This window comes from Delftia acidovorans NBRC 14950 (assembly GCF_001598795.1).
GTDB classification, from domain to species: domain Bacteria; phylum Pseudomonadota; class Gammaproteobacteria; order Burkholderiales; family Burkholderiaceae_C; genus Comamonas; species Comamonas acidovorans.
The window spans coordinates 1-24578 of sequence record NZ_BCZP01000011.1 but is presented as its reverse complement, the minus strand read 5'-3'; the positions used below and the strand labels follow the sequence as shown (position 1 = coordinate 24578).

28 protein-coding genes and 1 tRNA gene are annotated in these 24578 nt (G+C 66.0%); 12 read left to right on the top strand and 17 right to left on the bottom strand.

Annotated elements, in window-relative coordinates; genetic code table 11:
- Positions 1 to 16: 16 nt before the first annotated feature.
- The 4 genes from DA1_RS15720 to adhP all read left to right on the top strand — a co-directional run bounded on the left by DA1_RS15720 (position 17) and on the right by adhP (position 3847).
- Entirely contained in the window at positions 17 to 439 is a 423-nt protein-coding gene (locus tag DA1_RS15720; protein WP_034391935.1) for a hypothetical protein, read from the top strand.
- A gap of 208 nt (positions 440 to 647) precedes the next feature.
- A complete protein-coding gene (phaR, locus tag DA1_RS15715) occupies positions 648 to 1187 on the top strand; it encodes a polyhydroxyalkanoate synthesis repressor PhaR (RefSeq protein ID WP_034391936.1) in 540 nt (179 codons plus the stop codon).
- Positions 1188 to 1279: 92 nt separating this feature from the next.
- Positions 1280 to 2668 carry a 30S ribosomal protein S12 methylthiotransferase RimO gene (gene rimO, locus DA1_RS15710; RefSeq protein WP_034391938.1) on the top strand — a complete coding sequence of 463 codons (1389 nt, stop codon included), beginning with the start codon at positions 1280 to 1282 and terminating at the stop codon, positions 2666 to 2668.
- Positions 2669 to 2818: 150 nt separating this feature from the next.
- The gene (adhP, locus tag DA1_RS15705; protein WP_034391942.1) at positions 2819 to 3847 is read left to right on the top strand and encodes an alcohol dehydrogenase AdhP; all 1029 of its coding nucleotides are present in this window, start codon (positions 2819 to 2821) and stop codon (positions 3845 to 3847) included.
- A gap of 62 nt (positions 3848 to 3909) precedes the next feature.
- Here the strand turns inward: adhP and DA1_RS15700 are convergent, their stop codons facing one another.
- The 5 genes from DA1_RS15700 to DA1_RS15680 all read right to left on the bottom strand — a co-directional run bounded on the left by DA1_RS15700 (position 3910) and on the right by DA1_RS15680 (position 8879).
- Entirely contained in the window at positions 3910 to 5328 is a 1419-nt protein-coding gene (locus tag DA1_RS15700; protein ID WP_012204717.1) for an MATE family efflux transporter, read from the bottom strand.
- A 54-nt stretch (positions 5329 to 5382) separates the two neighbouring features.
- Complete coding sequence (locus DA1_RS15695; RefSeq protein WP_034391944.1) at positions 5383 to 5985, bottom strand: DUF2239 family protein; 603 nt, start codon at positions 5983 to 5985, stop codon at positions 5383 to 5385.
- 153 nt (positions 5986 to 6138) lie between these two features.
- The gene (efp, locus tag DA1_RS15690; protein ID WP_012204719.1) at positions 6139 to 6693 is read right to left on the bottom strand and encodes an elongation factor P; all 555 of its coding nucleotides are present in this window, start codon (positions 6691 to 6693) and stop codon (positions 6139 to 6141) included.
- 162 nt (positions 6694 to 6855) lie between these two features.
- The gene (gene earP, locus DA1_RS15685) at positions 6856 to 7989 is read right to left on the bottom strand and encodes an elongation factor P maturation arginine rhamnosyltransferase EarP (RefSeq protein ID WP_034391946.1); all 1134 of its coding nucleotides are present in this window, start codon (positions 7987 to 7989) and stop codon (positions 6856 to 6858) included.
- A gap of 5 nt (positions 7990 to 7994) precedes the next feature.
- Positions 7995 to 8879, bottom strand: coding sequence for a LysR family transcriptional regulator (locus DA1_RS15680; protein WP_012204721.1), 885 nt, complete (start codon positions 8877 to 8879; stop codon positions 7995 to 7997).
- A 168-nt stretch (positions 8880 to 9047) separates the two neighbouring features.
- Between DA1_RS15680 and DA1_RS15675 the strand changes: the two genes are divergently transcribed.
- The 8 genes from DA1_RS15675 to DA1_RS15645 all read left to right on the top strand — a co-directional run bounded on the left by DA1_RS15675 (position 9048) and on the right by DA1_RS15645 (position 17049).
- A complete protein-coding gene (locus DA1_RS15675; protein ID WP_013803127.1) occupies positions 9048 to 10265 on the top strand; it encodes a CaiB/BaiF CoA transferase family protein in 1218 nt (405 codons plus the stop codon).
- Positions 10262 to 11251, top strand: coding sequence for a hydroxymethylglutaryl-CoA lyase (locus DA1_RS15670; RefSeq protein WP_034391949.1), 990 nt, complete (start codon positions 10262 to 10264; stop codon positions 11249 to 11251). The genes DA1_RS15675 and DA1_RS15670 overlap by 4 nt, the downstream gene beginning before the upstream one ends.
- Positions 11252 to 11302: 51 nt before the next feature.
- Positions 11303 to 12289, top strand: a complete 987-nt coding sequence (locus DA1_RS15665) for a Bug family tripartite tricarboxylate transporter substrate binding protein (protein WP_034391950.1) — start codon at positions 11303 to 11305, stop codon at positions 12287 to 12289.
- A gap of 58 nt (positions 12290 to 12347) precedes the next feature.
- Positions 12348 to 14300, top strand: coding sequence for an excinuclease ABC subunit UvrC (uvrC, locus tag DA1_RS15660; protein WP_034391951.1), 1953 nt, complete (start codon positions 12348 to 12350; stop codon positions 14298 to 14300).
- Positions 14301 to 14377: 77 nt separating this feature from the next.
- Positions 14378 to 14947 carry a CDP-diacylglycerol--glycerol-3-phosphate 3-phosphatidyltransferase gene (pgsA, locus tag DA1_RS15655; protein ID WP_026062576.1) on the top strand — a complete coding sequence of 190 codons (570 nt, stop codon included), beginning with the start codon at positions 14378 to 14380 and terminating at the stop codon, positions 14945 to 14947.
- A 452-nt stretch (positions 14948 to 15399) separates the two neighbouring features.
- Positions 15400 to 15672 carry an HU family DNA-binding protein gene (locus DA1_RS29760; protein ID WP_012204727.1) on the top strand — a complete coding sequence of 91 codons (273 nt, stop codon included), beginning with the start codon at positions 15400 to 15402 and terminating at the stop codon, positions 15670 to 15672.
- 14 nt (positions 15673 to 15686) lie between these two features.
- Positions 15687 to 15762, top strand: a tRNA-Val gene (locus tag DA1_RS15650).
- Between the two features lie 168 nt (positions 15763 to 15930).
- Entirely contained in the window at positions 15931 to 17049 is a 1119-nt protein-coding gene (locus tag DA1_RS15645; RefSeq protein WP_034391952.1) for a site-specific integrase, read from the top strand.
- Here DA1_RS15645 and DA1_RS15640 read toward each other — a convergent pair.
- From DA1_RS15640 to DA1_RS15585, 12 genes are all read right to left on the bottom strand, one after another.
- Positions 16996 to 17250 carry a helix-turn-helix domain-containing protein gene (locus tag DA1_RS15640; RefSeq protein ID WP_062794132.1) on the bottom strand — a complete coding sequence of 85 codons (255 nt, stop codon included), beginning with the start codon at positions 17248 to 17250 and terminating at the stop codon, positions 16996 to 16998. The two genes, DA1_RS15645 and DA1_RS15640, sit on opposite strands and share 54 nt — an antisense overlap.
- Entirely contained in the window at positions 17247 to 17900 is a 654-nt protein-coding gene (locus DA1_RS15635) for an ASCH domain-containing protein (RefSeq protein WP_034391953.1), read from the bottom strand. The genes DA1_RS15640 and DA1_RS15635 overlap by 4 nt, the downstream gene beginning before the upstream one ends.
- Positions 17893 to 18447 (bottom strand): hypothetical protein, encoded by a 555-nt coding sequence (locus DA1_RS15630; RefSeq protein WP_034391954.1) that lies wholly within the window; start codon positions 18445 to 18447, stop codon positions 17893 to 17895. The genes DA1_RS15635 and DA1_RS15630 overlap by 8 nt, the downstream gene beginning before the upstream one ends.
- 1 nt (position 18448) lies before the next feature.
- Positions 18449 to 18694 (bottom strand): hypothetical protein, encoded by a 246-nt coding sequence (locus DA1_RS15625; protein ID WP_034391957.1) that lies wholly within the window; start codon positions 18692 to 18694, stop codon positions 18449 to 18451.
- Positions 18687 to 19733: a hypothetical protein gene (locus DA1_RS15620; protein ID WP_051940620.1), complete on the bottom strand. Its 1047-nt coding sequence runs from the start codon at positions 19731 to 19733 to the stop codon at positions 18687 to 18689. The genes DA1_RS15625 and DA1_RS15620 overlap by 8 nt, the downstream gene beginning before the upstream one ends.
- Before the next feature lie 24 nt (positions 19734 to 19757).
- Complete coding sequence (locus DA1_RS15615) at positions 19758 to 20333, bottom strand: hypothetical protein (protein WP_034391960.1); 576 nt, start codon at positions 20331 to 20333, stop codon at positions 19758 to 19760.
- Between the two features lie 94 nt (positions 20334 to 20427).
- Positions 20428 to 22419 (bottom strand): DNA cytosine methyltransferase, encoded by a 1992-nt coding sequence (locus tag DA1_RS15610; protein WP_034391963.1) that lies wholly within the window; start codon positions 22417 to 22419, stop codon positions 20428 to 20430.
- A 108-nt stretch (positions 22420 to 22527) separates the two neighbouring features.
- Complete coding sequence (locus DA1_RS15605; protein WP_034391965.1) at positions 22528 to 22812, bottom strand: H-NS histone family protein; 285 nt, start codon at positions 22810 to 22812, stop codon at positions 22528 to 22530.
- Positions 22813 to 22836: 24 nt separating this feature from the next.
- Positions 22837 to 23076: a hypothetical protein gene (locus DA1_RS31185; RefSeq protein ID WP_034391967.1), complete on the bottom strand. Its 240-nt coding sequence runs from the start codon at positions 23074 to 23076 to the stop codon at positions 22837 to 22839.
- Positions 23073 to 23426 (bottom strand): hypothetical protein, encoded by a 354-nt coding sequence (locus DA1_RS15595; protein ID WP_034391969.1) that lies wholly within the window; start codon positions 23424 to 23426, stop codon positions 23073 to 23075. The genes DA1_RS31185 and DA1_RS15595 overlap by 4 nt, the downstream gene beginning before the upstream one ends.
- Entirely contained in the window at positions 23386 to 24225 is an 840-nt protein-coding gene (locus DA1_RS15590) for an HNH endonuclease signature motif containing protein (protein WP_034391971.1), read from the bottom strand. The genes DA1_RS15595 and DA1_RS15590 overlap by 41 nt, the downstream gene beginning before the upstream one ends.
- Positions 24222 to 24578, bottom strand: a 357-nt coding sequence (locus tag DA1_RS15585) for a hypothetical protein (protein ID WP_218017178.1), incomplete at its 5' end; no start/stop codon positions are given. The genes DA1_RS15590 and DA1_RS15585, both read right to left, overlap by 4 nt.

Genomic DNA, 24578 nt, shown 5'->3' with positions numbered 1-24578 from the left:
AAACGAGGGCTGAACCATGACCATTTCCCGAGCCTTGACCCGCGATGGCCTGCGCCGGCTGCGTGCGCGCGAAGTCATCCGCAATCACACGTTGATGACCGCTGCCAGCGCTGCGGCGCCTCCCGGCATGGTCAGCGCGGCCGTCGCCATGGCCGTGCAGCTGCGCATGGCGCAGCGGCTGTGCCTGCTGTTCGGCGCGCCTTTTACACAGGAGCTTGCTGTGCAGGTCATCACCGGGCTCGTGCAGGCCATGGAGCCGCCGCGCCTGGGCACGCAGGTGCTGCGCCTGGCCTCCATTGCCAGCTGGTTTACCGGACCGCTGACTTGTGCAGGCATCAATGCCGCCTATACCTGGGCCATCGGCGAGGCCTTGCTGGAGCAACTGGCCACGCATTCCAGCCTGGGAATGCCGCCTGCCAGCCCGGGCCTGCCGGCTTGACGGCGCGCGACCTGCAACTGGCTGCGCACGGCGGCCTGGCCAGGTCGCCCTTGAGACGCTGTTGCGCGCGGCAAGGCCCGCAGGCGCGCCGTACGCGGCTACCATCAGGGTTACTGCTGCGCCAGGTGCTGTGTGCGCTGCCTAGAATCTGTTGCAGTGCAATAGATCAATTGCCCGTACAAGCACGTACAAGAGGAGAAGCATTGCAATGCAAGAGACGACAACAGCCGCCGCCCCCAGCGCTCAGCGCGTGATCAAGAAATACCCCAACCGCCGTCTCTACGACACCAACACGTCCTCCTACATCACGCTGACGGAAGTCAAGCAGCTGGTAATGAGCAACGAGCCCGTGGTGGTCAAGGACGCCAAGAGCGGCGAAGACCTCACGCGCAGCATCCTGCTGCAGATCATTCTGGAAGAAGAGGCTGGTGGCGCGCCCATGTTCTCCGAGACCGTGCTGGCCAACATCATCCGTTTCTACGGCCATGCCATGCAGGGCTACATGGGCTCGTATCTGGAAAAGAACGTGCAGATGTTCACCGACTTCCAGAACAAGCTGGCCGAGCAGGCCCAGGGCACCTCGCCCGAGGCCTGGAGCCAGTTCATGCGCATGCAGCCGCCCGCCATGCAGAACATGATGAGCAGCTACATGGAGCAGTCGCAGAACATGTTCACCCAGATGCAGGAGCAGATGCAAAAGCAGACCGAGCAGATGCTGGGCGCGCTCGGGATCAAGCGCAATAGCTGAGCTTGCAGGGATAAGTTCAGGGGCGGTTTACCAAGTTCTCGCAGAACTGGGACAATATCGCCCCTATGACCCCCACGAGCGACGCAACAACCATGACAACCCCTGCAGGCGCGGCCGCTCCGCGCGTGGGCTTCGTGTCTCTTGGATGCCCCAAGGCACTCACGGACTCTGAACTCATCCTTACCCAGCTCAGCGCCGAGGGTTACCAGACCTCCAAGACCTTCGAGGGCGCTGACCTGGTGATCGTCAACACCTGTGGCTTCATCGATGACGCCGTGCGCGAGAGCCTGGACACCATTGGCGAGGCGCTGGCCGAGAACGGCAAGGTCATCGTCACGGGCTGCCTGGGTGCCAAGGCGGGCAAGGACGGCGGCAACCTGATCCAGGAAGTGCACCCCAGCGTGCTGGCCGTGACCGGGCCGCACGCCACGCAGGAGGTGATGAACGCCGTTCACACCCATCTGCCCAAGCCGCACGATCCCTTCATCGACCTGGTGCCGGGCGCCTTTGGCGAGGCGGGCATCAAGCTCACGCCCAGGCACTACGCCTACCTGAAGATTTCCGAGGGCTGCAACCACCGCTGCACCTTCTGCATCATTCCCTCCATGCGTGGCGACCTGGTCTCGCGCCCCGTGGGCGATGTGCTCAAGGAGGCGCGCGCGCTGTTCGAGGGCGGCGTCAAGGAGCTGCTGGTGATCAGCCAGGACACCTCGGCCTATGGCGTGGATGTGAAGTACCGCACGGGCTTCTGGGACGGCAAGCCGGTCAAGACGCGCATGCTCGAACTGGTGCAGACGCTGGCCGAGATCGCCGAGCCCTATGGCGCCTGGGTGCGCCTGCACTATGTCTACCCGTACCCCAGCGTGGACGAGGTCATTCCGTTCATGGCCACGGGCCGCGTGCTGCCCTATCTGGACGTGCCCTTCCAGCACAGCCATCCCGATGTCTTGAAGCGCATGAAGCGCCCCGCCAACGGCGAGAGGAACCTGGAGCGCCTGCAGCGCTGGCGCGAGATCTGCCCGGATCTGGTGATCCGTTCAACCTTCATCGCGGGCTTCCCTGGCGAGACGGAGCAGGAGTTCGAGCACCTGCTGCAGTTCCTGCGCGAGGCGCAGATCGACCGCGCGGGCTGCTTTGCCTACAGCCCGGTCGAAGGCGCTGCCGCCAACGAGATTCCCGGCATGCTGCCCCTGGAAGTGCGTGAGGAGCGCCGTGCGCGCTTCATGGCCGTGGCCGAAGAGGTTTCCACTGCGCGCCTGCAAAAGCGCGTGGGCCAGACCATGCAGGTGCTGGTGGACAAGTCCGTGGGCCTGGGCAAGAAGGGTGGCGTGGGCCGCAGCTATGCCGATGCGCCCGAGATCGACGGCCTGGTGCACCTGCTGCCGCCCGAGAAGGCCAGCAAGACCTACAAGGTGGGCGACTTCGTGAAGGCGCGCATCGTGGGCACGCAGGGCCACGACCTGGTGGGCCAGCCCGTGTAAGGCCTGCATTCGCATCCCTGAAAAGCGGGCAAGGTTTTCCTTGCCCGCTTTTTTTGTCCTTGATGGTCCAAGGCCTGATTTTGATCAAGGCGTTCAGGTCGCTTCGCTGAAATGCTGTACCTACTTTGACGCAAAGAAAGGATGGCGCGAATGAACAGGACCATGAAGGCCGCCGTGGTGCGGGAGTTTGGCAAGCCGCTCACCATCGAGGAAGTCCAGGTGCCCAGGCCCGATCCCGGCCATGTGCTGGTGAAGATCGAGGCCTGCGGCGTCTGCCATACCGATTTGCACGCGGCTCAGGGCGACTGGCCCGTCAAGCCCAATCCGCCTTTCATCCCAGGCCATGAAGGCGTGGGCTATGTGGCCGCCGTGGGAGCAGGTGTCACCCATGTGAAGGAGGGCGACCGCGTCGGCATTCCCTGGCTGTACACGGCCTGCGGCCATTGCGAGCATTGCCTGGGCGGCTGGGAGACGCTGTGCGAGCAGCAAAAGAACACCGGCTACTCCGTCAACGGCGGCTTTGCGCAGTACGCGCTGGCCGATGCCAATTTCGTGGGCCTGCTGCCCGGCAGCGTGGACCTCATCGAGATCGCTCCCGTGCTGTGCGCGGGCGTCACCGTCTACAAGGGCCTGAAGGTCACCGACACCAAACCCGGCAACTGGGTGGTGATCTCGGGCATCGGCGGCCTGGGCCACATGGCCGTGCAGTACGCCAAGGCCATGGGCCTGAACGTGGCGGCGGTGGATGTGGATGACGACAAGCTGGCGCTGGCCAGGCGCCTGGGCGCACAGGTCACGGTCAACGCCATGACCACGGACCCTGCGGCCTACCTGAAAAAGGAGATTGGCGGCGCACACGGCGCCTTGGTGACGGCGGTATCGCCCAAGGCCTTCGAGCAGGCGCTGGGCATGGTGCGGCGCGGCGGCACGGTGTCGCTCAACGGCCTGCCGCCCGGCAGCTTTCCGCTGCCCATCTTCAACATGGTGCTCAGCGGCGTGACCGTGCGCGGCTCCATCGTGGGCACGCGGCTGGACCTGCAGGAGTCTCTGGACTTCGCGGCCATGGGCAAGGTCAAGGCCACCGTGTCCACCGACCGGCTGGAGAACATCAACGACATCTTTGCGCGCATGCATGAAGGCAAGATCGAAGGGCGCGTGGTGCTGGACCTGAACGCCTGACGCTTTGCCCACCCCAAAAAAACAGGCTTCCCTCGGGAAGCCTGTTTTGCATGGCGCACGCCTTACACCATGCGGCGGATGGGGCGCTTCTTCCAGACCAGCTTGTAGTAGGCGGTCTGCAGGCACAGCGTCAGGGTGTAGGACAGCGGAAGCGCCATCCAGATCCCCATCAGCCCGAAGCCGCGGCTCAGCCACCAGGCCATGGGCAGCTCCAGCACGGCGAGCACCGTGATGGTGATGGCCGTGGGAATGACCACATCGCCGCTGGCGCGCATGATGGACGACAGGGCAATGAAGCAGCCCAGCAGCAGGCCGCTCCACAGCACGATGTACAGCAGCTCGATGGCCAGCACCAGCACCTGCTCGTCGGTGATGAACATGCCCAGCAGCGGCCGTGCGAACAGGCTGCCGATCAGGGCCAGTGCGGCGCCCAATGCCAGGTTCATGCGGATGGCCGTGGCCGTGATGGCTCCTAGCCGCTCGCTGCGGCCCGCGCCGATGGCCTGGGCTCCGAGGATGGAGGCCGTGATGGCGACCGAGATCACGGGAAACTGCGCAAACGAGTTGATCTGGTTGACCGCGCCATAGGCGGCCGTGGCGCTGGAGCCGAAGCCGTTGACCAGCGACACGACGACCAGCCCGGCCATGGACGAGGCAATCATCTGCACGCCCGTGGGAATGCCCACGCGCAGGATGCTCTTGAGCAGGGTTCGGTCAATGCGCATCGCCTTCCACAGCGCGGCATTGGGCGCCAGCGGGCTGCCGATGCGGCGCAGCCGCCAGCCCAGCCAGGCCAGCGCCAGGGTGAAGCCCAGGATCATGGACACGCCCGCGCTGGCCACGCCCAGGCGCGGCAGGCCGGCCCAGCCCGCGATCAGCGCCGGGGTGCAGGCCAGGCCCGTGCCCGTGGAGATCAGCAGGGCCAGCATGGGCGAGACCGTGTCGCCCACGCCGCGCAGCAGCGAGGTGGCCAGCAGAAACACGAACAGCCCCGGCATGCCCAGCAGCACGATGCGCGAGTACAGCGTGGCCTGCTCCATGATGTCGGGCGGCGTGCCCAGCAATCGCATCAGCGGCTCGGTGAACAGCCCGCCGAACAGGGCCACGATGGCGCCAAACAGCAGTCCTATGCACATGGCCGTGCCTGCAATCGCGCGCAGCTTGTCATGCATGCGCGCGCCGTAGGCCTGGCCGATCAGCACCGAGGAGCCCGCGCCCAGGCCGATCACGAAGGCGATGAAGAGGAACATCACCGGAAAGAAGGCCGCGACGGCGGCCAGCGCCTGCACGCCCAGCATCTGGCCGATGAAGACGCTGTTGATGGTGCCCGACAGCGATTGCAGGATGTTGGCCAGCACCATGGGGCCCAGGAACACCAGAAAGGTGCGCCACAGCGGCTGGCTGCCGGCAATGGGCGGCCCGCCGGGGCTGGATGCGGCAGGCGCGGCGGCCTGGGGCAGGGGTTCGGTTGGTTTCGTCATGTTGTGTCTGGTAATGCGACGAGAAAAGCAGTGAGGTCGGGCCGGTTTAGGTTTTCAGTCCTGGGCTGGTGCCGCAGGTGAGCCCGCCCACACGGGGCCGCCCAGTTGCTGCAGGTAGCTTCGCACATCCTCGGGCCAGGCGGCGGTGTGCTGTGCAAAGGCTTCGGCCTGGCGTGCAAACAGGGCGCGGCTGGCGTCCTCGAAATGGGGCAGGTCGCCCGCCATCTCGCTCATGAAACGGTAGACGGCTTCGGTGGCGGCGCGCACGGCATCCTGTGCGGCGTGCTTGCCGCGCGCCTCGTCCACCAGCCTGCGCAGTGCGCCGGAGGCGCCGCCGGGCTGGCGGTTGAGCCATTCCCAGTGCCGTGGCAGCAAGGTGACTTCGCGTGCCACCACGCCCAGCTTGGGGCGGCCCACGCTGCGGGGCGCGGCGGCTTGACCGGGTACGGGCGATGCGGCCAGCTCGCTGCGCCAGTCCAGGTCCAGCCGCATGCCGCTGTGGTCGTCGAAAACCCACAACGGCGGTGCCGATCCACTGCCCTGCGCCTGTTGTTCATGGCTTTGCAGGAACTGCAGGACGGCAGGCCTGTCCCCCTGGAGCAGACGGCCATGGCCCTGGAAGATGGTGTAGCTGGGTGCGGGCTCGGCGCCCGCCATGCAAGAGTCGGTAGTCATGCGGTGGATATTAGCCGGGTAAAATTTGCAAGTCAATTAAATCCGGGTAAATATCTGCATGGATACCGCGCGCCCAAAGAAAAAGCCCCTGGCAGAGACTGCCAGGGGCTTCGCAGAGGGAACTGCAAGCGTTGTTTAGACGCGCTTGCGGTATTCGCCCGTGCGGGTGTCGATTTCGATCTTGTCGCCCTGGCTCACGAACAGGGGCACGGGCACTTCGAAGCCGGTGGCAATCTTGGCGGGCTTGAGCACCTTGCCCGATGTGTCGCCCTTGACGGCGGGTTCGGTCCAGGTGATTTCGCGTTCCACGGAAGTGGGCAGTTCGCAGGAGATGGCCTTGCCGTCGTAGAACACGACTTCGGCTTCCATGCCGTCTTCCAGGTAGTTGATGGCGTCACCCATGTTGGTGGCTTCCACTTCGTACTGGTTGAAGTCGGCATCCATCCACACGTACATCGGATCGGCGAAGTAGGAGTAGGTGCACTCCTTCTTGTCCAGGATCACGTTGTCGATCTTGTCGTCGGCCTTGAAGACGACTTCGGTGCCCATGTTGCCCAGCAGGGACTTGAGCTTCATGCGGACGGTGGCGGCGCCGCGGCCACCGCGAGCGTATTCGGTCTTCAGGACGATCATCGGGTCCTTGCCGTGCATGATCACGTTGCCGGCGCGGATTTCTTGAGCGATTTTCATAGCTTGCTTGGCTGAGGTTGAGCCGCTCAACAGGGCAGGCAAGCGAAGTCGCTGGGACGGTGCGCCTGCCGCAGTTCCGCGGCGGGTGCAACCCTGGTTGGTCGATGGCGGCCGGCTGGCGGTCGCCCGCAGCGGCGCCTCCAGGGAGGCAAAACGTGCATTCTAGCTTTTTTCGGTCACGAAAGCTTGTAGCTGCTCAATCAATGGGGTCTGTTGCAGCAGCCGCAAGCGTGCCGCCTGCACGCATTCCTGCCATTGCTGCAGCAACGCAGGCGTGATTGCGGGCAAGGTGCTTGCCGGTGCCATGCCGTTCCAGGCATGGTGGAAGGCGCGCAGGCTGGCTGGTGCCTGCAGCCAATCAAGAAAGGCGTCGAGCTTGTCGTGATGGGCGTCGTCGTGCTGGAGATAGATGTGCCAGACCAGCGGCTGGCCCGCCCACAGCGCGCGTACCAGCGAATCCTCGCCACGCACCAGGTTCAGGTCGCAGGCCCAGAGCATTTCATCGAACTGAGGTTGGGGGCAGGGCTGCAGCGCATGCCGGGTCACCGCGCCTTGTTCCGTGGCGGGCACGCTGGCCATGGCCTGTTGCACGGTGGCGGCTGCGCGCCCCGGGGTTACCAGCAAATGCGTGGCCTGCGGCGCAGGGGGCGCTGCATGCAGTTGGGCCAGCCATTGAGGCAGGGCAGGGGGCTCGTAGCAGAACAGAGAGATGGCGCAATCGCCGGTGCCTATGCCGTGGCGTGTGCGCCAGGCCTGCCGGCCCTCGGAAGCAAAGGCTGCCTGGCGCGCGGCCAGGTCCGGCTCGCGCAGCAGGCCGCCCGTGGCGGCCGTGAAGCCCGGGTAGAAGAACCAGCGCGTCAACCCCGCAGCCGGCCCCGACATCAGCGGCGAGGGCAGGCGGTGGCAGTGCTCCACATAGTCCTCTGCCGACAGGTATTCGAGGTTGATCCACAGCGGTGCCCGGCGCGCGATGGCCGCCAGAAAGGGCGGCGGGATCTCGCAGCCGAAGGCCTCGATGACCACATCACCCATGGACTGCGGGACATCCTGCGCCTGCGTGGGCCAGCCGTGCACGCTGAGCCCGGCCGGGTGCGGCCGGGGAGCCATCCAGGCCAGGGCGCTGGCGTCGTCCATCCACAGCCGCACGCGCTGGCCGCGTGAGGCCAGGTCGGCCGCCGCGCGCCAGCACACGCCGATGTCGCCAAAGTTGTCTATGACCTGGCAGAAGATGTCCCAGGTCCGTGCGGCGGCCTGCTCTGGCAGAGGGGCCGGGGGGATGGGGTTGAAGGCAAGCATGGGAATCAGGGTTCGCACAGGTGTTCGACCAGCAACTGCGCCACGGGCGGCAGTGCCTCTTGCGAGCGCACGCACAGCATCAGCTGGCGCTCGGCCCAGGGCTCGTCCAGCGCAATGCAGCGCAGCGGCAGGGCGCCCAGGTACAGGCGTGCGCTGCCTTCGGGCAGGATGCCGACGCCCAGGCCCGAGGCCACCATCAGGCACAGCGCGTCATAGCCCGTGACCTTCATGCGCAGCCGGGGCTGCAGGCCCAGGTCAGCGGCCGCGCGCGTGATCTGGTGGTTGAGCGCGCTGCCGGCGTGCATGCCCACCAGGTCATGGTCCAGCACCTGGGCCAGCCGCAGCGAGCGCCGCCGTACCAGCGCATGGCCCTGGGGCACGATGACGATGAGGCGATCGCGCCGGTACGGGCGCAGGCGGATCTTCTCTCCATAGCTGCCCTGGTTGAGGATGCCGATGTCGGCCTCGTTGTCGGCCACGGCGCGTGCGATGTCGCTGCTCACGCGCTCCTGCAGGCGCACGTCCACATGCGGATGCTGGTCCAGGAAGCGCTGCAGCTGGGAGGGCAGAAACTGCGTGATGGCCGAGATGTTGGCCATCACGCGCACATGGCCGCGCAGGCCGCTGCCGTACTCGCGCATCTGCTCGCCGATGCCGTCCAGGTCGTTGAGCACGCCACGCGCCATGTTCAGCAGTGCATAGGCGGCAGCCGTGGGCACGCTGCCGCGGTTGCTGCGCGTGAACAGCTCCACCTGCAGCTGGCTCTCCAGCTCGGCCAGCCGCCGGCTGGCGGCCGAGGGGGCGATGTGTTCACGTGCGGCGGCGCGGGCGATGGCGCTTTCCTCCATCACGGCCACGAACAGGCGCAGCGAAATCGGGTCGAGTTTCATGGGGTGGCGATTATCTCCCGGCCCCGCCCGGCTGGGTTCTGCCATGCCGGTTTGCGATGGCAGCGTCGCGCTTGAGCGTTTTGCAGCGCGCGCGGACGGCGGCAAGATCGGCGCCGCGGCAATGCCATCGGAGGCTGGCCGCAGGAGACAAAGAGGAAGCGCTAACCCATGACACAACAGACAAGGCAGGCACCCACACCCGGCGCACTCAATGGCGTGCGCGTGGTCGAGATGGGGCAATTGATTGCAGGGCCGTTCTGCGGCAAGACGCTGGGCGAGTTCGGCGCCGACGTGGTCAAGATCGAGGCGCCGGGCGCGGGCGATCCGCTGCGCAACTGGCGCCTGATCAAGAACGGCACCTCGGTCTGGTGGCAGGTGCAGTCGCGCAACAAGCGCTCGGTGGCGCTGGACCTGCGCCAGCAGGAGGGCCAGGACATCGCGCGGCGCCTGATCGCCGAGGCCGATGTGCTGGTCGAGAACTTCCGCCCCGGCACGCTGGAAGGCTGGGGCATGTCGCCCGAAGAGCTCCATGCGCTCAACCCCGGCCTGGTCATCCTGCGCATCTCGGGCTACGGCCAGACCGGCCCCTACCGCGACCTGCCGGGCTTTGGCGTGATAGGCGAGGCCATGGGCGGCCTGCGCCACCTGACGGCCGAGCCGGGCCGCGTGCCGGTGCGCGTGGGCGTCTCGATAGGCGACACGCTGGCCGCGCTGCATGGTGTGATCGGCGTGATGATGGCCCTGTACCACCGCAAGGTGAACGGCGGTGCCGGCCAGGTCATCGACGTGGCGCTGCACGAGGCCGTGTTCAACGTCATGGAAAGCCTGCTGCCCGAATACAGCGCCTTTGGTGCCGTGCGCGAGGCGGCGGGCAGCGCGCTGCCGGGCATTGCGCCGTCCAACGCCTATCCCTGCCAGGACGGCTGGGTGCTGGTGGCCGGCAATGGCGACTCCATCTTCAAGCGCCTGATGGCCACCATCGGCCGCCAGGACCTGGCCGACGATCCGCAACTGGCCGACAACGCGGGCCGCGTGGCGCGCATCGCCGAGATCGACGCCGTCATTGGCGGCTGGACGCGCTCGCAGAGCGTGCAGGCCGTGATGGACCAACTGGCCGCCGCGCGCGTGCCGGCCGGCAAGGTCTACACGGCCAAGGACATTGCCGAGGACCCGCATTACCGCGCCCGCGACATGATCCTCAGCCAGCACACGCGCGACGGAGACGACATCGAGGTGCCGGGCATCGTCCCCAAGCTCTCGCTCACGCCCGGCACGGTGCGCAGCAGTGCGCCCCATGTGGGCGATGACACCGATGCCGTGCTGGCCGAGGCCGGCCTCACGGCCCAACAGATTGCGCTGCTGCGCAGCAAGGGAGTGATCCAATGAATGCCGTCCACCCCACGGATGTCTGGCAGGGCGCGGGCCGCCGCGTCTTCTTCAACGAGGTCGGCACGCGCGACGGGCTGCAGATGGAGCAGGCCTTTGTCCCCACCGAGGACAAGATCGCCCTGGTCAATGCGCTGTCTCAGGCTGGCCTGTCCAAGATCGAGGTCACGGCCTTTGTCTCGCCCACGGCCATTCCCGCGCTGCGCGATGGCGAGATCGTCATGCGTGAGATAGAGCGCCGCCCCGGCACGGTCTACACGGCCCTGGTGCCCAATGCCCGCGGCGCCGAGCGCGCCATCGAGGCGCGCACGGACGAGCTCAACCTGGTCATGTCGGTCAGCGAGACGCACAACCTGTGCAACCTGCGCATGCAGCGCAGCCAGTCGTTCGCGGCGCTGGCCCAGGTCGTGGCCACGGCGCAGCAGGCGGGCGTGCCCGTCAACGTCTCGCTGTCGTGCTGCTTTGGCTGCCCCATGGAGGGCGACGTGCCGCAGCAGGAAGTCTTCGACTGGGTGCAGCGCTTTGCCGACCTGGGCGTGCAGGGCATCACGCTGTGCGACACCACGGGCATGGCCTTCCCGACCCAGGTGCGTGCCATGGTGGCCGCCTTCCGGCAGCGCTGGCCACAACTGGGACTGACCCTGCACTTCCACAATACACGCGGTATGGCCCTGGGCAATGTGCTGGCCTCGATCGAGGCGGGCGGCGACCGCTTCGACGCCTCCATCGGCGGCCTGGGCGGCTGCCCCTACGCGCCCGGCGCCTCGGGCAATGCCTGCACCGAGGACATCGTCCACGCGCTGCAGCTCATGGGCTACGACACCGGCGTGGACCTGGCGCAGATCGTCGCGGCCGCGCGCAGCCTGCCCGCGCTGATCGGCCATGACACGGCCAGCCAGATCGCCAAGGCCGGTGCCCGGCTGGACCTGCACCAGCCACCAGCCGACTTTGCAGCCATCCGCGAACGGGCTTTGGCCAAGGGCTGAGGCCGGCGCGCATTCTCATTCACAAGAACCGAGCAAACCAAGGAGACAAAGATGAAGAAGATTCAACGCAGACAGATCGCAGCCGTGGCCATGGCCATCGCAGGACTGGGCCTGGGCGGCACAGCCGCGCTGGCCCAGGGCGGCTACCCCGCCAAGACCATCACCATGATCGTGCCGGCCGCAGCCGGTGGCACTACCGACCTGGCGGCGCGCATGGCGGCCCAGGCCCTGGCGCCCGTCATCGGCCAGTCGGTGGTGGTGGACAACAAGGGCGGCGGCAACGGCTCCATCGCAGCCAGCCTGGTCAAGCGTGCCGAGGCCGATGGCTACACCCTGCTCATGCAGTACTCGGGCTACCACGTCATCTCGCCCCACCTGACCAAGGCCCGCATCTGGGAGCAGGGCGACTTCCAGCCCGTGGCCAATGTGCTGTCGGCGCCGCAGATCATCGTGGTGCGGTCCGAGCTGCCCGTCAAGACGCTGGCCGAACTCGTGGCCTATGCCAAGGCCAACCCCGGCAAGCTGAACTACGCCTCGTCGGGCAATGGCTCGCTGCAGCACGTGACGGGCGCCATGCTGGAGCAGCAGGCCGGCATCAAGATGGTCCACGTCCCCTACAAGGGCACCGGCCCCGCGCTGCAGGACCTGCTGGGTGGCCAGGTGGACCTGACCTTCGGCACGGCGCCGCCCTTCATGCCCCATGTGCAAAGCGGCAAGCTGCGCGTGCTGGCCGTCACCGGCACGCAGCGCCTGCCCAGCCTGCCTGATGCGCCCACCACGGCCGAGGCCGGCTATGCGGGCGTCAACGCCACCTCCTGGTTTGCCGTGTTTGCGCCCGCCGCCACGCCCAAGCCCGTGATCGACAAGCTCACGGCCGACCTCAAGAAGGTGGTGGAGAACCCGGCCTTCAAGCAAAAGGCACAGGAGCAGGGCGCCACGGCGGACTACATGAACCCGCAGCAGCTGGGCGCCATGGTCAAGACCGAGTGGTCCAACTGGGCCCAGGTGGTCAAATCCTCGAAGATCGAGGCCGAGTAAGAGCCCGAGGGCCCGCAGGCCCGCTGCGGCGGGCCCGGGCAGCGGCCACAATAGGCGCATGTCCGAACCCCATTCCGATGAACTGCTGGCCCAGGTGGCAGCGCTGCCGGGTCTGCCCGGCGTCTACCGCTATTTCGACGCGGCAGGCGGCCTGCTGTACGTGGGCAAGGCCATCAACCTCAAGCGCCGGGTCTCCAGCTACTTCACCAAGAACCATGGCGGCACGCGCATAGGCCACATGGTGGGCAAGATCGCCCGCATGGAGACCACGGTGGTGCGCTCCGAGGCCGAGGCCCTGCTGCTCGAAAACAACCTCATCAAGACGCAGCACCCCAAGTACAACATCCTGTTCCGGGACGACAAGAGCTATCCCTACCTGAAGATCACCGGCGTGGCCGCGCGCGACGGCCAGGCTGGCGAGCCTGCCCACCAGCGCTTCGCGCGCATGGCCTACTACCGTGGTGCCGTGGACAAGCGCCACCGCTACTTCGGTCCCTATCCCAACGCCTGGGCCGTCAAGGAAAGCATCCAGCTGCTGCAGAAGGTCTTCAGGCTGCGCACCTGCGAGGACACGGTCTTTGCCAACCGCTCGCGCCCCTGCCTGCTCTACCAGATCAAGCGCTGCAGCGGCCCTTGCGTGGATCTGATCTCGCCCGAAGCCTATGCGCTGGATGTGCGCAATGCCGAGGCCATGCTGCGCGGCGAAACCCAGGAACTGCTGCGCCAGCTGGAGGCCCGCATGATGGAGCACGCCGGGCGCATGGAATACGAGCAGGCCGCCGAGGTGCGCAACCAGATGACGGCGCTGTCGCGCGTGCTGCACCAGCAGGTCATAGAAACCGCTGACGACCGCGACGTGGACATTCTCGCCGTGAAGGTGCAGGGCGGCCGCGCCTGCGTGAATCTGGCCATGGTGCGCGGCGGCCGCCACCTGGGCGACCGGCCGTACTTTCCCGCCAATCTGGGCGATGCCGCCTCGGTCTACGCCGGCGAGGAAGAGGCCAATCTTGCCGAATCCGCGCGCCCGGTCGAGGACATCGTGCTGGAGGCCTTCATCGCCCAGCACTACACCGGCGTGGCCGTGCCGCCCGTGCTCATCGTCAGCCATCCAGTGGACAAGAAGCTGCTGGCCCTGCTGAGCGAGCAAGGCGGCGTGCGCATCACCGCCGTGCAGCAGCCGCGCGAGCAGCGTCGCATCTGGCTGGAGATGGCGCAAAAGAACGCCGACATCCAGATGGCCCGCCTGCTGGCCGAAGAAGGCTCGCAGCAGGCGCGCACGCGCGCGCTGGTCGAGGCGCTGGACCTGGCCTGCGAGAACCTGGATGAACTCACCATCGAATGCTTCGACATCTCGCACACGGCGGGCGAGGCAACGCAGGCCTCCTGCGTGGTCTTCCATCACCACAAGATGCAAAGCAGCGAATACCGGCGTTTCAACATCGAAGGCATCACGGGCGGCGACGACTATGCCGCCATGCGCCAGGTGCTGACGCGCCGCTACAGCCGCGTGGCCGAAGCGCAAAGAGAGGCGGGCGGTGCCGAGCTCACGGGCAAGCAGCCGCAACTGCCGGACCTGGTGCTGGTCGACGGCGGCAAGGGCCAGGTCAGCATGGCGCGCGAAGTCTTCGAGCAGCTGGGCCTCGATGTCTCGCGCATCGTGGGCGTGGAAAAGGGCGAGGGGCGCAAGGTCGGCCTGGAAGAGCTGGTCTTTGCCGACGGGCGCGAGAAGATCTACCTGGGCTACGACTCGGCCGCGCTGATGCTGGTGGCCCAGATCCGCGACGAGGCCCACCGCTTCGCCATCACCGGCATGCGCGCGGCGCGTGCCAAGGTGCGCGTGGGCGGCGGCAAGCTCGAGGAGATTCCGGGCGTTGGCCCCAAGAAGCGAGCGCGCCTGCTGCAGCGCTTTGGCGGCGTGCGCGGCGTGTCCGAAGCCACCGTCGAGGACCTGTGCAGCGTGGACGGCATCTCGGCCGCGCTGGCTGAAGATATCTACCGTGCATTGCATTGAAATGACCGTCCCGCAGGCTGCACCGCGGGCCTTGAAACAGAACCTCAAACACCAAGGTACGTGACACAATGGCGGCCATGTTTCTCACAATCCCCACCTTGATGACCTGTACGCGGATCGTCGCGATTCCGCTGATCGTCGGGGTGTTCTACGCGCCGTTCGATGTGGCGACCCGCAACCTGGTCGCCACGGTCATGTTCATCGTCTTCGCGGCCACCGACTGGCTCGACGGCTACCTGGCGCGCAAGCTCAACCAGACATCGGCCTTCGGCGCCTTCCTCGATCCGGTGGCCGACAAGTTCCTGGTCTGCGCGTCGCTGCTGGTGCTGGTGCACCTGCAGCGCACCGATGTGTTCGTGGCCCTGATCATCATCGGCCGCGAGATCGCCATCTCGGCTCTGCGCGAGTGGATGGCGCACCTGGGCGCGGGCAAGAGCGTGGCCGTCCACATGCTCGGCAAGCTCAAGACCACGGCGCAGATGGTGGCCATTCCCTTCCTGCTGTACGACGGCCGTGTGTTCGGCATGATCGACACCGGCGTCTGGGGCCAGGTGCTGATCTGGGTGGCGGCGGTGCTCACCGTCTGGTCGATGGTGTACTACCTGCAAAAAGCCCTGCCCGAGATCCGCGCGCGGGTCACGCACTGAGGGCCTTTCCGGCCGTTCCCGGGATCCTGCGCCAGACACGTCAAACTGTCTGGCGTTGCTATTTTTTTGGAAGCATTTGAATCAGGCAGGGCAGCCGCTGCGGCGTCGTGGATGCGAAGCGGTGAGGCGCATTGCAGCACTGGCAAGGCCTGCAGCGGACAAGTCCATTGTCAACCCTTGTCAATTCGTGAAGCCGCTAGCCTGCGCCGGGCGCAAAAAACCGGCCGCAAAGCCAAAGCTGGCGCCAAAACCGCATAGAATCGTCCCCTGTCGCTGCGATGCGCAGCGTGCATTGACACCTGGAAGGTCGATGGCTTTAATTCACCGATGTCTGCCCCGAGGCAGGCGTCGAACGGCAAGCCAGATTCCGTATCCGTCGCGCCGGGTTTCTGGCCGAGCCAAGTTGGTGGCCGCAGAGACATCCCATTCACTTATTTCTCCAGAGGCATCTTGTGAATAAAACCGAACTGATTGAGCACATCGCTAACAACGCCGACATCTCCAAGGCTGCGGCTGCTCGTGCACTGGATTCCACGATTGAGGCTGTGAAGAAAACCCTCAAAAAGGGTGGTACAGTGTCGCTCGTTGGTTTTGGCACATTCGCCGTTGGTAAGCGCGCTGCTCGTACGGGCCGCAACCCCCGCACCGGCGAAACCATCAAGATCAAGGCCGCCAAGGTTCCAAAGTTCCGTCCGGGCAAGGCATTGAAAGATGCCCTGAACTGACACCAGTCAAGGTGGGGTGCTTAGCTCAGTTGGTAGAGCGGCGCCCTTACAAGGCGTAGGTCAGCGGTTCGACCCCGTTAGCACCCACCACCAAAAACTGAATTAAATCAAGGCCCTAGAGACTTCTAGGGCCTTTTTCTTTGCCGTTTTACCCGCCAGAATGGTAGCCAAAGGGAGCGTCTACCAGCCGAGAATAGTTGTCTACCAACCTGCCTGGGCGTAGACTCGCGCCCCATTTGCAGCAGATCGGAGGCCGGCTTGGCAGGCAAGAAACAGTTCCCGAATGGCACCTGGCAGTACACGTTCAAGCGCCGGGGCGTGCTGGACAAACCGCTCTATTTGACCTTCGCAACCGAGGCCGAGGGCGATGAATATGCAGCCAGGCTGGATGCCCTGCTGTCACGGGGCATCGTGCCCGCCGAGCACCAAAAGGCTGAGGTGGTGCTGACAATCAAGGAGCTGGTGCGCGAGTACGAGCGCGATGCGCATCCGTCGCCGAAAGATCGAAGTGCCCTCGGCACCATCCTGGACAGCCGTGGCCACTACCCGCTGAGCGAGATCAATTCGGCTTGGGTCGATGGCTGGATTTCGGAAATGAAGAGGGTGGAGAACCTGGCGCCGGCCACCATCCGTGCCAAGGTAGGGGCACTGGCCAGGTGCACGGACTGGGGCATGCGAAAGGGGCTGCTGTCCCTGCCGGACCATCCGCTACGCACGCTGCCAGACGGATATGCCCAGTACACAAAGACGGATGCCGCGCTTGCAGAAGGTGGTGCTCGCACCGATGTGGAGCGTGACCGGCGCCTGGAGCGCGGCGAGTATGAGGCCGTGTTGGCTGTGATTGATGGGGGAGTTCTCGCGCGAAGGCAGCGGCCGCTGAAACTGGAGAACCAGGCAGCGTTGCGATGCCTGTTCGTCCTGGCCGTGGAGACGGCAATGCGGATGCGCGAGATGTACACGCTGACGCTCGGGCAGGTGGACCTGCCACGGCGAACGGTGTTTTTGGACAAGACCAAGAACGGTGACAAGCGGCAAGTGCCGCTGTCCTCGGTGGCAGTTGGAGTGCTGGAGGGCTACCTGCAGGGCCTGGATCTGCCCAGCCCGCAGTCGTTGATTTTCCCGTGGTGGTCGAAGCGTGATGAAGATCTGCATGCCACCACTGACTACCTGTCGAACCTGTATGCGGGGATCATGGAGCAGGCCGGGGCCAAGGGCCTGCGATTTCATGATCTGCGACACGAAGCGACCAGCCGCCTGTTTGAGCGGACCACGCTGAGCGAGACGCAGATCATGAAGATCACAGGCCACAAGACGCAGCGCATGCTAATGCGCTACGCGAACCTGCGGGGCACTGACCTTGCGAACGCGCTTTGGTGAGCGCTTCAGTATGCGGTCGGCGGTTTGCTTGTTGATTGCCTGCTCGGCGAAGCGCACCACGTCGCGGCGCATGAAGACATAGGCACGGCCGATTTTTGCGGCCGGTATTTTCCCCTCGCGGGCCATGTCTTCTGCGGTTTTGACGTGAATCTTGAGGATGTCTGCAGCTTCGCGCAGGTTCAGGGTGTCTGTGTTGCTCATTGTTGTTGTCCTTGCTGTTGGTTCAGGATGCGCCTGAGGTCCAGCGGCCACACCCAAGGGTTAGCGCTCCAGCTGGTCGGGCCGTTGATCGATTCCCAGAGGCTCTGGAACGACTCGCGCGGGCTCAGCGTCCAGTCTTGGTCGGTCTTGTCCAGGTAGTTGCGGTAGCCGCATTCCGGGTCACCTGCCATGCACTCCATGCCCTCGGCGCGGGCATCCTCGTCGCTGATGTCCTGCAGGCGCTCGATGCGCACACTGGTGATCTCCAGCAGGATGCGGCTGGCCCAGCGGGGAATGTGAATGCTGGGGCGCCAGGGCTCCAGTTCCAAGCAGTCGCCATCGGCCCTGTAAAACACATCGCAGCCGGGCTTGAAGTTCTCGTTGCGCTCGAAGTGGCCGAAGGTCTCGCGCACCCACAGCCGGTCGCCGGGCTGGCCATAGGGGCAGAGTAGCGGGTTCGAGGGCTCCAGCGGACCGCCATCCGCCGCGCTGCGGCACCACGATGCACGATAGCCGCCGACGTGCCAGTAGGGGAAGCCCCTGTGTGTGGAGTCGGGTTGTGGCTTCACGACGCGGCGCGTTTGCGTCTTCGTGCCCGCCAGCAGGGCGCGGACCATCGGGCCGCTGAAGAGAATGGGACGTTCACGCATGGTGGCTCTCCTGTTTGCTTGCTGTGCGCCGTGCTTGCTGGTGCGCCTTTAGCGCCGCCTTGTAGCTGGCCTTTGCTTCCTTCTTCGTGGTGGCCCACTGGCCCTGCACGTCGCGGTAGCTGTCCCAGTCGCCGTCCCAGACCATGCGGTACATGCGGTATTCCTGGGTTCCGTTGAGGACGTAGCCGCGTGTCTCGAACTTCGGTAGCCGGCTTCCGCACAACCACTCGCAGAACGTGCAGCCCGTGTCCGCATTCAGCCATTGGCGGTACTGCGTCTGCTTCGCAGGTGGCGGCGGCTCGGGCAGGTGCTCCAGCGCCAGGGCGGCGCCGGCCGTGGTGGTCACGAACACGATGTCGCTCACCTCGCAAAATGCCGGCGCGTGCACGCGGGCCATGAGGCCTAGGCTCTCCAACGATTCGAGGTCCGGCATGTCGTGGTGGCCAGGCCCAGCCACAAAGTGATTGCGGTAGGAGCTGCGTTGGTGCTCGCACAGGCCGAGCGTGTGCTGCAGCAGGCGGACCTGCTGGGGTGTTGCTGTTTGCATGTCAGCTCTCTTTGTGCGGCGCGGGGCGCGATTTCGCGGGGTGGATCGTGATGTCGCGGCGGTGCCCGCTGTTGCGGTCCGTGCCCTTGATAGTGATTGGCAGGTTGTCGGCATGGCCGTTGTGCTTGGCAAAGCCGACAACCAGCGACACGAAGGTTCCAGTTGCGATGGACATGGCCTCGGCGATCCCGTGCTCTTCCAGCAGCCGATCGAAAGCCTTGAGGAATTCGTCGTGCGCGTCAGCCATTGCCGTGCTCCCCCTTGGCGGTCTGGTGGGCCTTGAATGCCTCGTCGTAGTGCGCGTTGCAGCAGAAGCCTTTGCCCATCCAGAGAATGTTTGAGGGCCGTCCGCACGGGCATGCAGGGAAAGGTTCGTGCTTGTTGGCGTCGAACCAAGCCTGCGCCTCCTTGCCATAGGGGGCGTCCTCGTCAGGAATGTGGCCAGGGCCGCAGAGACCGTTCTCGATCCATCCCATCGCAGCCTCCGCGCCCGCGCCATGCTGCCATTCGATGTAGGCGGCTTGCTGAGCGACGATCTGGTCATGGAACATGCCGGCCAGCTCGTTGATTGCCTTCTGCAGTCGCCCGGCCTCGGCCTGCAGCTTGCTAATGGTCGTGGTGCCGTCTTCGGCTTCGGGTAACTCGCGCAGCCACCACGCCGCCGGCCCGTCCTCGGTGTCGAAGATGGAAACCAGCTTCCAGCCGACGCCTTGGGGTGAGGTCGGCTGCCAGTCGGTCCAGTTGACGGCCTCGCTCATGGTTTCGAGAGCATCGGCGTCCAGCTGGTCCTCGGCCATCGTGTGGGCCAGCTCCAGACCTAGCGCGGCGAAGAAGCTGCGCGGCATCATGCCTTCGTCCAGCCAAGGCAGATCGGGGTGATCGCCCAGGCCCATCTCGTCGCGCTCTGGCGCGCGGCCGTCGAGCATGCGGGCCTTCCAGCGGTCATCCAGCACAGGATGAGTGCCGCCAGCGCGCAGCTGCTCAATGGCGGCGATGATGGGTTCGGCGCCTGGGTTGATGTCCGAGTTGATGCCCAGGCAGTCGCTGATTTGGCCCAGAGCCTCACAGGCTGCGTTGAACATGCGGGCGTACTGCTCGATGGTGCTGCCGGCCAGGGTTGCGGGCTCCGCAATCTGCTGCAGGCACTGGCTGCCGGCGCGGGCATGCTGGACCTCGGCAATGCGGACCATTGCGGCCCAGGCCTCGTGCAGTTCCTGGGTGTTGCAGCCGATGAAGGGGCGAAGCAGGGCAGTGCTGGGTTCGCGCGGGATCAGGATGTGAGTCATGTGTTGCTCCTGTGTTCGCGGGGATCAGTTGAGGAAGTCGGCGGGGATCAGAACACCCAGCTTGTTTGCGGCGCGCCAGCCCAGGGGGTTGCACTTCTCAATCGCTGCGTTCAAGGCCTCGAATGCCTCGCGCAGCTCATCCGGGACCTCGCCGTCTTCTGGCAAGTCGTCCGCGAAGTGCTCATTGGGGTCGATGGGCTGCGCGTGCACTGGCTCGCATTGCACGAGGCGAACATCTTCTGGATTTAGTTCGTGCTCCTTCAGCCAGTCGCGCAGGTCATCGAGGTCGAAGAAGTAGCGATCGCTGTCGAAGACGCACAGCGGCATCAGCTCCTCAGAAACAGGCGCCTTCGGCAGGGCCTGCCACTGGGCATCCTTCCTTTCGGCGTAGCAGGCCTCGCAGTAGGAGCGGTTCTCGACAGGGCCGTGTGCAGGGTTCTTTTCGCAAATGCTGTGCGTCGATCCGCAGTAGCGCGCCATGCGCTCGTCGTCACCCCAGAAGCGGCCGTCGCGCGCGACCCAGCCGGTGACGGTCTGAATGCTTGCGGCCTCGGGGGAGCTGGCCAGGATCATTTCGGGCGTTTGCTTCGTTGCTGTCATGAGGCTTCCTTGGGGATGCGCCACCAGGTGGCAGTGGTGTTGATGACGTGGCCTGCGCGCTGCAGCAGCTCGCAGGTCTGGGGTGGGGTCGGGGTCAAGCGGCGACTCCGTAAATCAGCGCCTCGTGGGCGAAGTTGGCGCGGGCCAGGGCCTCGGCCAGAGGTGGGCAGACGCTGTTGCCGCACATGCGGACCTGGGCGGTAGTGCTCAGGTCGATGAGCGGCACATCACGCGGGTCGGCGGCTTGCTTGCCACCTCGAAACAGCAGGGCCGGGTCGGGCACGCGCTCGAAGTGGTAGTCGCGCGGGAAGCCCTGGGCCCGGAACAGCTCGCGTGGCTTGAGCATGCGCAGCGTGATGTCGACGAGCACCCACCACTGGCCCGCGTGCCACATCAGGACCAGCTCGGCGGGGTCTGGGAAGTGCTCGGGCAGGTGCTTGTGAAGCAGCTCGGCGCAGAGCCGGGCCCGCTCGGCATGCTCGGGCGCCAGCGTTGCGGCCGGCACCTGGCAGGTCTGCACCAGGCCCATGCGCGCCTTCGTGGGCACGGTGTGCATCGGCTCGCTGCAGGCGCTGTACTGGCCGCCCTCGCTGTAGTACTTCACGAGGTAGGCGGTGATGAGCCGCTGCTGCGTGCCGCTGGAAGTCACCGTGGACATGGGGTCCGCCGCGCTGCGGCCGTCGCCGTCGTAGAACCCGCCGTTGGCCTGCTCCAAGCACGCGGCCACCATGGCCTGCTCACCCCGGTTGGCGCCGGTGACGGTGCGCAGGGGCTCGCGCGGATCGTTGCCGGTGCGCTCGCCGTGGTGGGTGAGGTGGGTGAGGTGTACGGCAGCCAGCGCGCTGGTGCCGCCGCTAGCCGTGACCGTGTTGAGCGGCACTTCCAGGCTGCGCGCGCCATGGCTCCAGCGCTTGCCGTAGCCGATGGTGACCAGGTTGGCGCCCACCAGCGCGTGGTGCGTGCCGGACGCGGCAACCGTGGACAGCGGTGCATCCACGGCATGGCCGAGCAGGTGCTGCTCAGTCGTGCCGCGCAGCGGGGCCAGCGTGGGCGCCACCACTGAGAAGTGGCCACCCTTCACCTGCGCGCAGACCGTGCGCAGCGGTGCGTCGGCGGGCATGGTGCGCTGGTTGCTGGCGTTCGCGTGTTCGTTCAGGTAGGGCGCGATCACGGGCTGGGCCACGGCGCGGTGGTTCTGCGTGGTCACGGTGCCGATGGGGCGGTCTGTCGCTGCAGGCCGGCCCGAATAGACCGGGCCGCCAGCGCCAACGATGAACGGGCTGGCACTGGTCAGCACATGGCGCCACAGGCCCTTTGCGACACGGCGCATGGTGTTGTCCACCAGCGGGCGTTTGCGGCCGAACACGCTCTCGGCATGCAGGTCGAAGTCGATGCACTCGGCGGCCGTGCGGTGCGCGGCCAGCTTGCCCGCGATGACGCGGCGATCCGTGGGCTCGGCATGTGTCTGCTCGGGCCAGACGATGGGCAGACCGTCGCGGCGGGCCACCAAGAACAGGCGCTTGCGGATCGTGGGCGTGCCGTGGTCGCTGGCGCGCAGTTCGCGCCAGTCCACCTGGTAGCCGTGCATGCGCAGCTGGCGCACGAACGATTTGAAGGTCTTGCCCCGGCGCGCGGGGTCCGGCCGGGCCAGGCCATCGGGGCCCACCAGGATCGGACCCCAGGTCTGGAACTCCTCCACGTTCTCCAGCATGAGCACGCGGGGCTTGCACATGGCAACCCAGCGCATGCCCACCCACGCCAGGCCCCGGATGTGCTTCGATACGGGCGTGCCGCCCTTGGCCTTGCTGAAGTGCTTGCAGTCCGGCGACAGCCAGACGAGCGCCACGGGCTGATTGCCGGTGACCTGGATCGGGTTCACGTCCCAGACCGATTCGCGCAGGTGCAGCGTGTGCGGGTGGTTCGCGGCGTGCATGGCCAGCGCCTCGGGGTCGTGGTTGATGGCGATGTCCACGGGCCGGCCGAATGCGGACTCCAGCCCAGTGGACGTGCCGCCGCCGCCGGCAAAGTTGTCGATGATGAGTTCGCCGGGGAAGGCCAGCGGCATGGTGAAGTTGTCGCGCTTCATCGGGTGGGGTTCCTTTGGGCCAAAAAAAAGCCACTCGCGGCACGGGGCCGGGTGGCTTCAGGGGAGGGGGAGGTATCAGGACAGCGCCCATGCGCTGTGCTCATGCCTCTACTGGGTGGCGATCAGGAAGGGCGCGCGGTCCTTGCCGTTGATCCAGTTCGGCGGCTTGCCCCGGCCGGTCCAGGTCGCGCCGGTGGCGGGGTCCCGGTACTTCGGCTGGCCCACGTTGGCCTTGGGCTTCGCTGCGGAGAACACATCGGCAGCGCTGATGCTGTACATGGTGCACAGCTGCTTGACCGTGTCGATGGAGTCCTGGCGCAGTCGGTTGAATTCGGTAGCGATGCGCGCGTCGAGCGCATCTCGCTGAGCGAGCAGGAGTTGGTATGTGTTCATGAAAATCCTCTTGAGTGATTGCGGTTAGTGGCCGCAGGGCAGTCCCTCGCCTTCGGCGAGATGGGTGGGTGCAGGTGCTCCGCAGCTGAGGCAGCGGCGGGCCTGTGCGCTGGTGGTTGCCTGATATGCGCTGCATTTCACGGCTTTCACGCCGTCCGGATAGGTCTTGATGACGGGCATGGATGCGAAGGGCAGCGCGGCGCAGGCGCGGCTGCCGCTGCAGCAGGTCTGACACATTGAGCCTTTGGGCTGATGCTGATTCATCGGTTGGGCTCCTCATCGCTGGTGCGGTGGACCAGGCCCTGCCAGTGCTGGCCCGGCGGCAGTGGTGTGGTGTGGCCGGACCCGTCTGCCGTGGGTCTGGGCAATGCAGCTTGCGTCGCTGGAGAGTCAAGAAATCCCACGCGCGAGGCCTTGGTGATCCGCGCAAATTCGATTTCTGCGCGGGAGCTGGCCACCAGGGTCTGGCCGATGTCGGTGATGGCGCGGGCGATCTGCGGCGTGGTGGCACCGCTGCGCAGATCCTTGATGGTCTGGAGCAGCAGCGATTGCAGCTGGCCCATGCCGCTGATTTCAGGCGGCGTGGGCTGGGTGTCGGTTGTGGTGGTGGTCATGCTCGGTTTTCTCGATTTCCTTGATCTCGCGGTCCAGCTGGCGTGTGAGTTGCCACACGGGCAGAAGGTCGATGGGGACGGCGGCCCCGTTGCTGCGGGACAGCTCTGCGCGAGGGATGCAGCGGAGGTTGTTGATGTCGAAATTTGAGGTGTCGCCGTCATGGAAGATGACGGCATGTCCCTCCGGAATAGGGCCGTGGTGCTGCTCCCAGACGATGCGGTGTACCAGCGCCCATCGGTTTGGCTCGGCCACCTTGCGCTTGAGGTAGCGGGCTGCATGTGGCAGCGCGCGTGGCGGCGTGGTCCAGCGCTCGGTGCCCACGGGCACCCAGGTCGGAGGCCTGTTTCCGGCCTTGAAATGGCTTTTTCGCTGCTCCACGCTGTATCCGTGCTTCCCCTTGTTCCACGGCTTGAACCCTGCGGTGAACTGCCCCAGCCTCTGGCCCTGGCGCAGCATGGAAGCGCGGTAGGTCTGGGTCAGCACCGCAGGGGACTTGTGCAGGCCCAGGCGGCTGGCCCTTGTGGCGATGTCTCGCATGGGCATGCCCAGCAGCTCCCGCAGGTCCTCGTTGAGCATGTCGGCATACAGCAGCTGCAGCAGGTCATCGAGGTCCGTCCAGCGGCCGGTGCGCGCGGTCTTGGCGCCGGGTGCCTTTTTCACACCCAGGTCATAGGCGCGCTGCTGCACATGCCTGGCCGAGCGCTGCAGGTGCGCAGCGACGGCAGCCGTGGGCTGGGTGGGGTAGTGCGCCCGCAGGTAGGCGTCATCCTCGGCCCGCCATGGTGTGTTCTTGCTCATAGCGGGAGACCGACCTGCTGCCCCTTGATCTGCAGCACGCGGCGTGCGTGGTTGCCGACTTCGGCGGTGACCGAGTAGCCGTAGCCATCAGGGTTGATCAGCTCGCGGATCAGGTCGAAGGCCTCGGCCGCATCCGGCGCCAGGTGGTTGGCGTCGTAGGTGGTGGTTTCGAGGTTGGGCAGGTGCTGGGCCATGCGAAGCAGCTCCAGGGCGGCCGCGTCCTCAGTGTTCAGGCCGCGCCCAGGCACCGGGCGGGGCAGGTTGGTGGTCAGGGCAACGCGGCCCTCGTCGTCGGCGGAAATGGCAATGATGATCTGGCGGGCCATGGTGGTCTCCTGTGGTGTGGCGGGGTT

Excerpts from the sequence above, each read along its gene's own strand:
- pgsA (WP_026062576.1), top strand. The coding sequence starts at position 14,378 with ATGTTTCTCACAATCCCCACCTTGATGACCTGTACGCGGATCGTCGCG.
- earP (WP_034391946.1), bottom strand. The coding sequence starts at position 7,989 with ATGCTTGCCTTCAACCCCATCCCCCCGGCCCCTCTGCCAGAGCAGGCC.
- rimO (WP_034391938.1), top strand. The coding sequence starts at position 1,280 with ATGACAACCCCTGCAGGCGCGGCCGCTCCGCGCGTGGGCTTCGTGTCT.
- DA1_RS15630 (WP_034391954.1), bottom strand. The coding sequence starts at position 18,447 with ATGCAAACAGCAACACCCCAGCAGGTCCGCCTGCTGCAGCACACGCTC.
- DA1_RS15635 (WP_034391953.1), bottom strand. The coding sequence starts at position 17,900 with ATGCGTGAACGTCCCATTCTCTTCAGCGGCCCGATGGTCCGCGCCCTG.
- DA1_RS31185 (WP_034391967.1), bottom strand. The coding sequence starts at position 23,076 with ATGAATCAGCATCAGCCCAAAGGCTCAATGTGTCAGACCTGCTGCAGC.
- DA1_RS15595 (WP_034391969.1), bottom strand. The coding sequence starts at position 23,426 with ATGACCACCACCACAACCGACACCCAGCCCACGCCGCCTGAAATCAGC.
- phaR (WP_034391936.1), top strand. The coding sequence starts at position 648 with ATGCAAGAGACGACAACAGCCGCCGCCCCCAGCGCTCAGCGCGTGATC.
- DA1_RS15665 (WP_034391950.1), top strand. The coding sequence starts at position 11,303 with ATGAAGAAGATTCAACGCAGACAGATCGCAGCCGTGGCCATGGCCATC.
- DA1_RS15720 (WP_034391935.1), top strand. The coding sequence starts at position 17 with ATGACCATTTCCCGAGCCTTGACCCGCGATGGCCTGCGCCGGCTGCGT.
- DA1_RS15675 (WP_013803127.1), top strand. The coding sequence starts at position 9,048 with ATGACACAACAGACAAGGCAGGCACCCACACCCGGCGCACTCAATGGC.
- DA1_RS15670 (WP_034391949.1), top strand. The coding sequence starts at position 10,262 with ATGAATGCCGTCCACCCCACGGATGTCTGGCAGGGCGCGGGCCGCCGC.
- uvrC (WP_034391951.1), top strand. The coding sequence starts at position 12,348 with ATGTCCGAACCCCATTCCGATGAACTGCTGGCCCAGGTGGCAGCGCTG.
- DA1_RS15590 (WP_034391971.1), bottom strand. The coding sequence starts at position 24,225 with ATGAGCAAGAACACACCATGGCGGGCCGAGGATGACGCCTACCTGCGG.
- DA1_RS15615 (WP_034391960.1), bottom strand. The coding sequence starts at position 20,333 with ATGACAGCAACGAAGCAAACGCCCGAAATGATCCTGGCCAGCTCCCCC.
- DA1_RS15625 (WP_034391957.1), bottom strand. The coding sequence starts at position 18,694 with ATGGCTGACGCGCACGACGAATTCCTCAAGGCTTTCGATCGGCTGCTG.
- DA1_RS15620 (WP_051940620.1), bottom strand. The coding sequence starts at position 19,733 with ATGACTCACATCCTGATCCCGCGCGAACCCAGCACTGCCCTGCTTCGC.
- DA1_RS15640 (WP_062794132.1), bottom strand. The coding sequence starts at position 17,250 with ATGAGCAACACAGACACCCTGAACCTGCGCGAAGCTGCAGACATCCTC.
- DA1_RS15680 (WP_012204721.1), bottom strand. The coding sequence starts at position 8,879 with ATGAAACTCGACCCGATTTCGCTGCGCCTGTTCGTGGCCGTGATGGAG.
- DA1_RS15700 (WP_012204717.1), bottom strand. The coding sequence starts at position 5,328 with ATGACGAAACCAACCGAACCCCTGCCCCAGGCCGCCGCGCCTGCCGCA.
- efp (WP_012204719.1), bottom strand. The coding sequence starts at position 6,693 with ATGAAAATCGCTCAAGAAATCCGCGCCGGCAACGTGATCATGCACGGC.
- DA1_RS15610 (WP_034391963.1), bottom strand. The coding sequence starts at position 22,419 with ATGAAGCGCGACAACTTCACCATGCCGCTGGCCTTCCCCGGCGAACTC.
- adhP (WP_034391942.1), top strand. The coding sequence starts at position 2,819 with ATGAACAGGACCATGAAGGCCGCCGTGGTGCGGGAGTTTGGCAAGCCG.
- DA1_RS15605 (WP_034391965.1), bottom strand. The coding sequence starts at position 22,812 with ATGAACACATACCAACTCCTGCTCGCTCAGCGAGATGCGCTCGACGCG.
- DA1_RS15695 (WP_034391944.1), bottom strand. The coding sequence starts at position 5,985 with ATGGCGGGCGCCGAGCCCGCACCCAGCTACACCATCTTCCAGGGCCAT.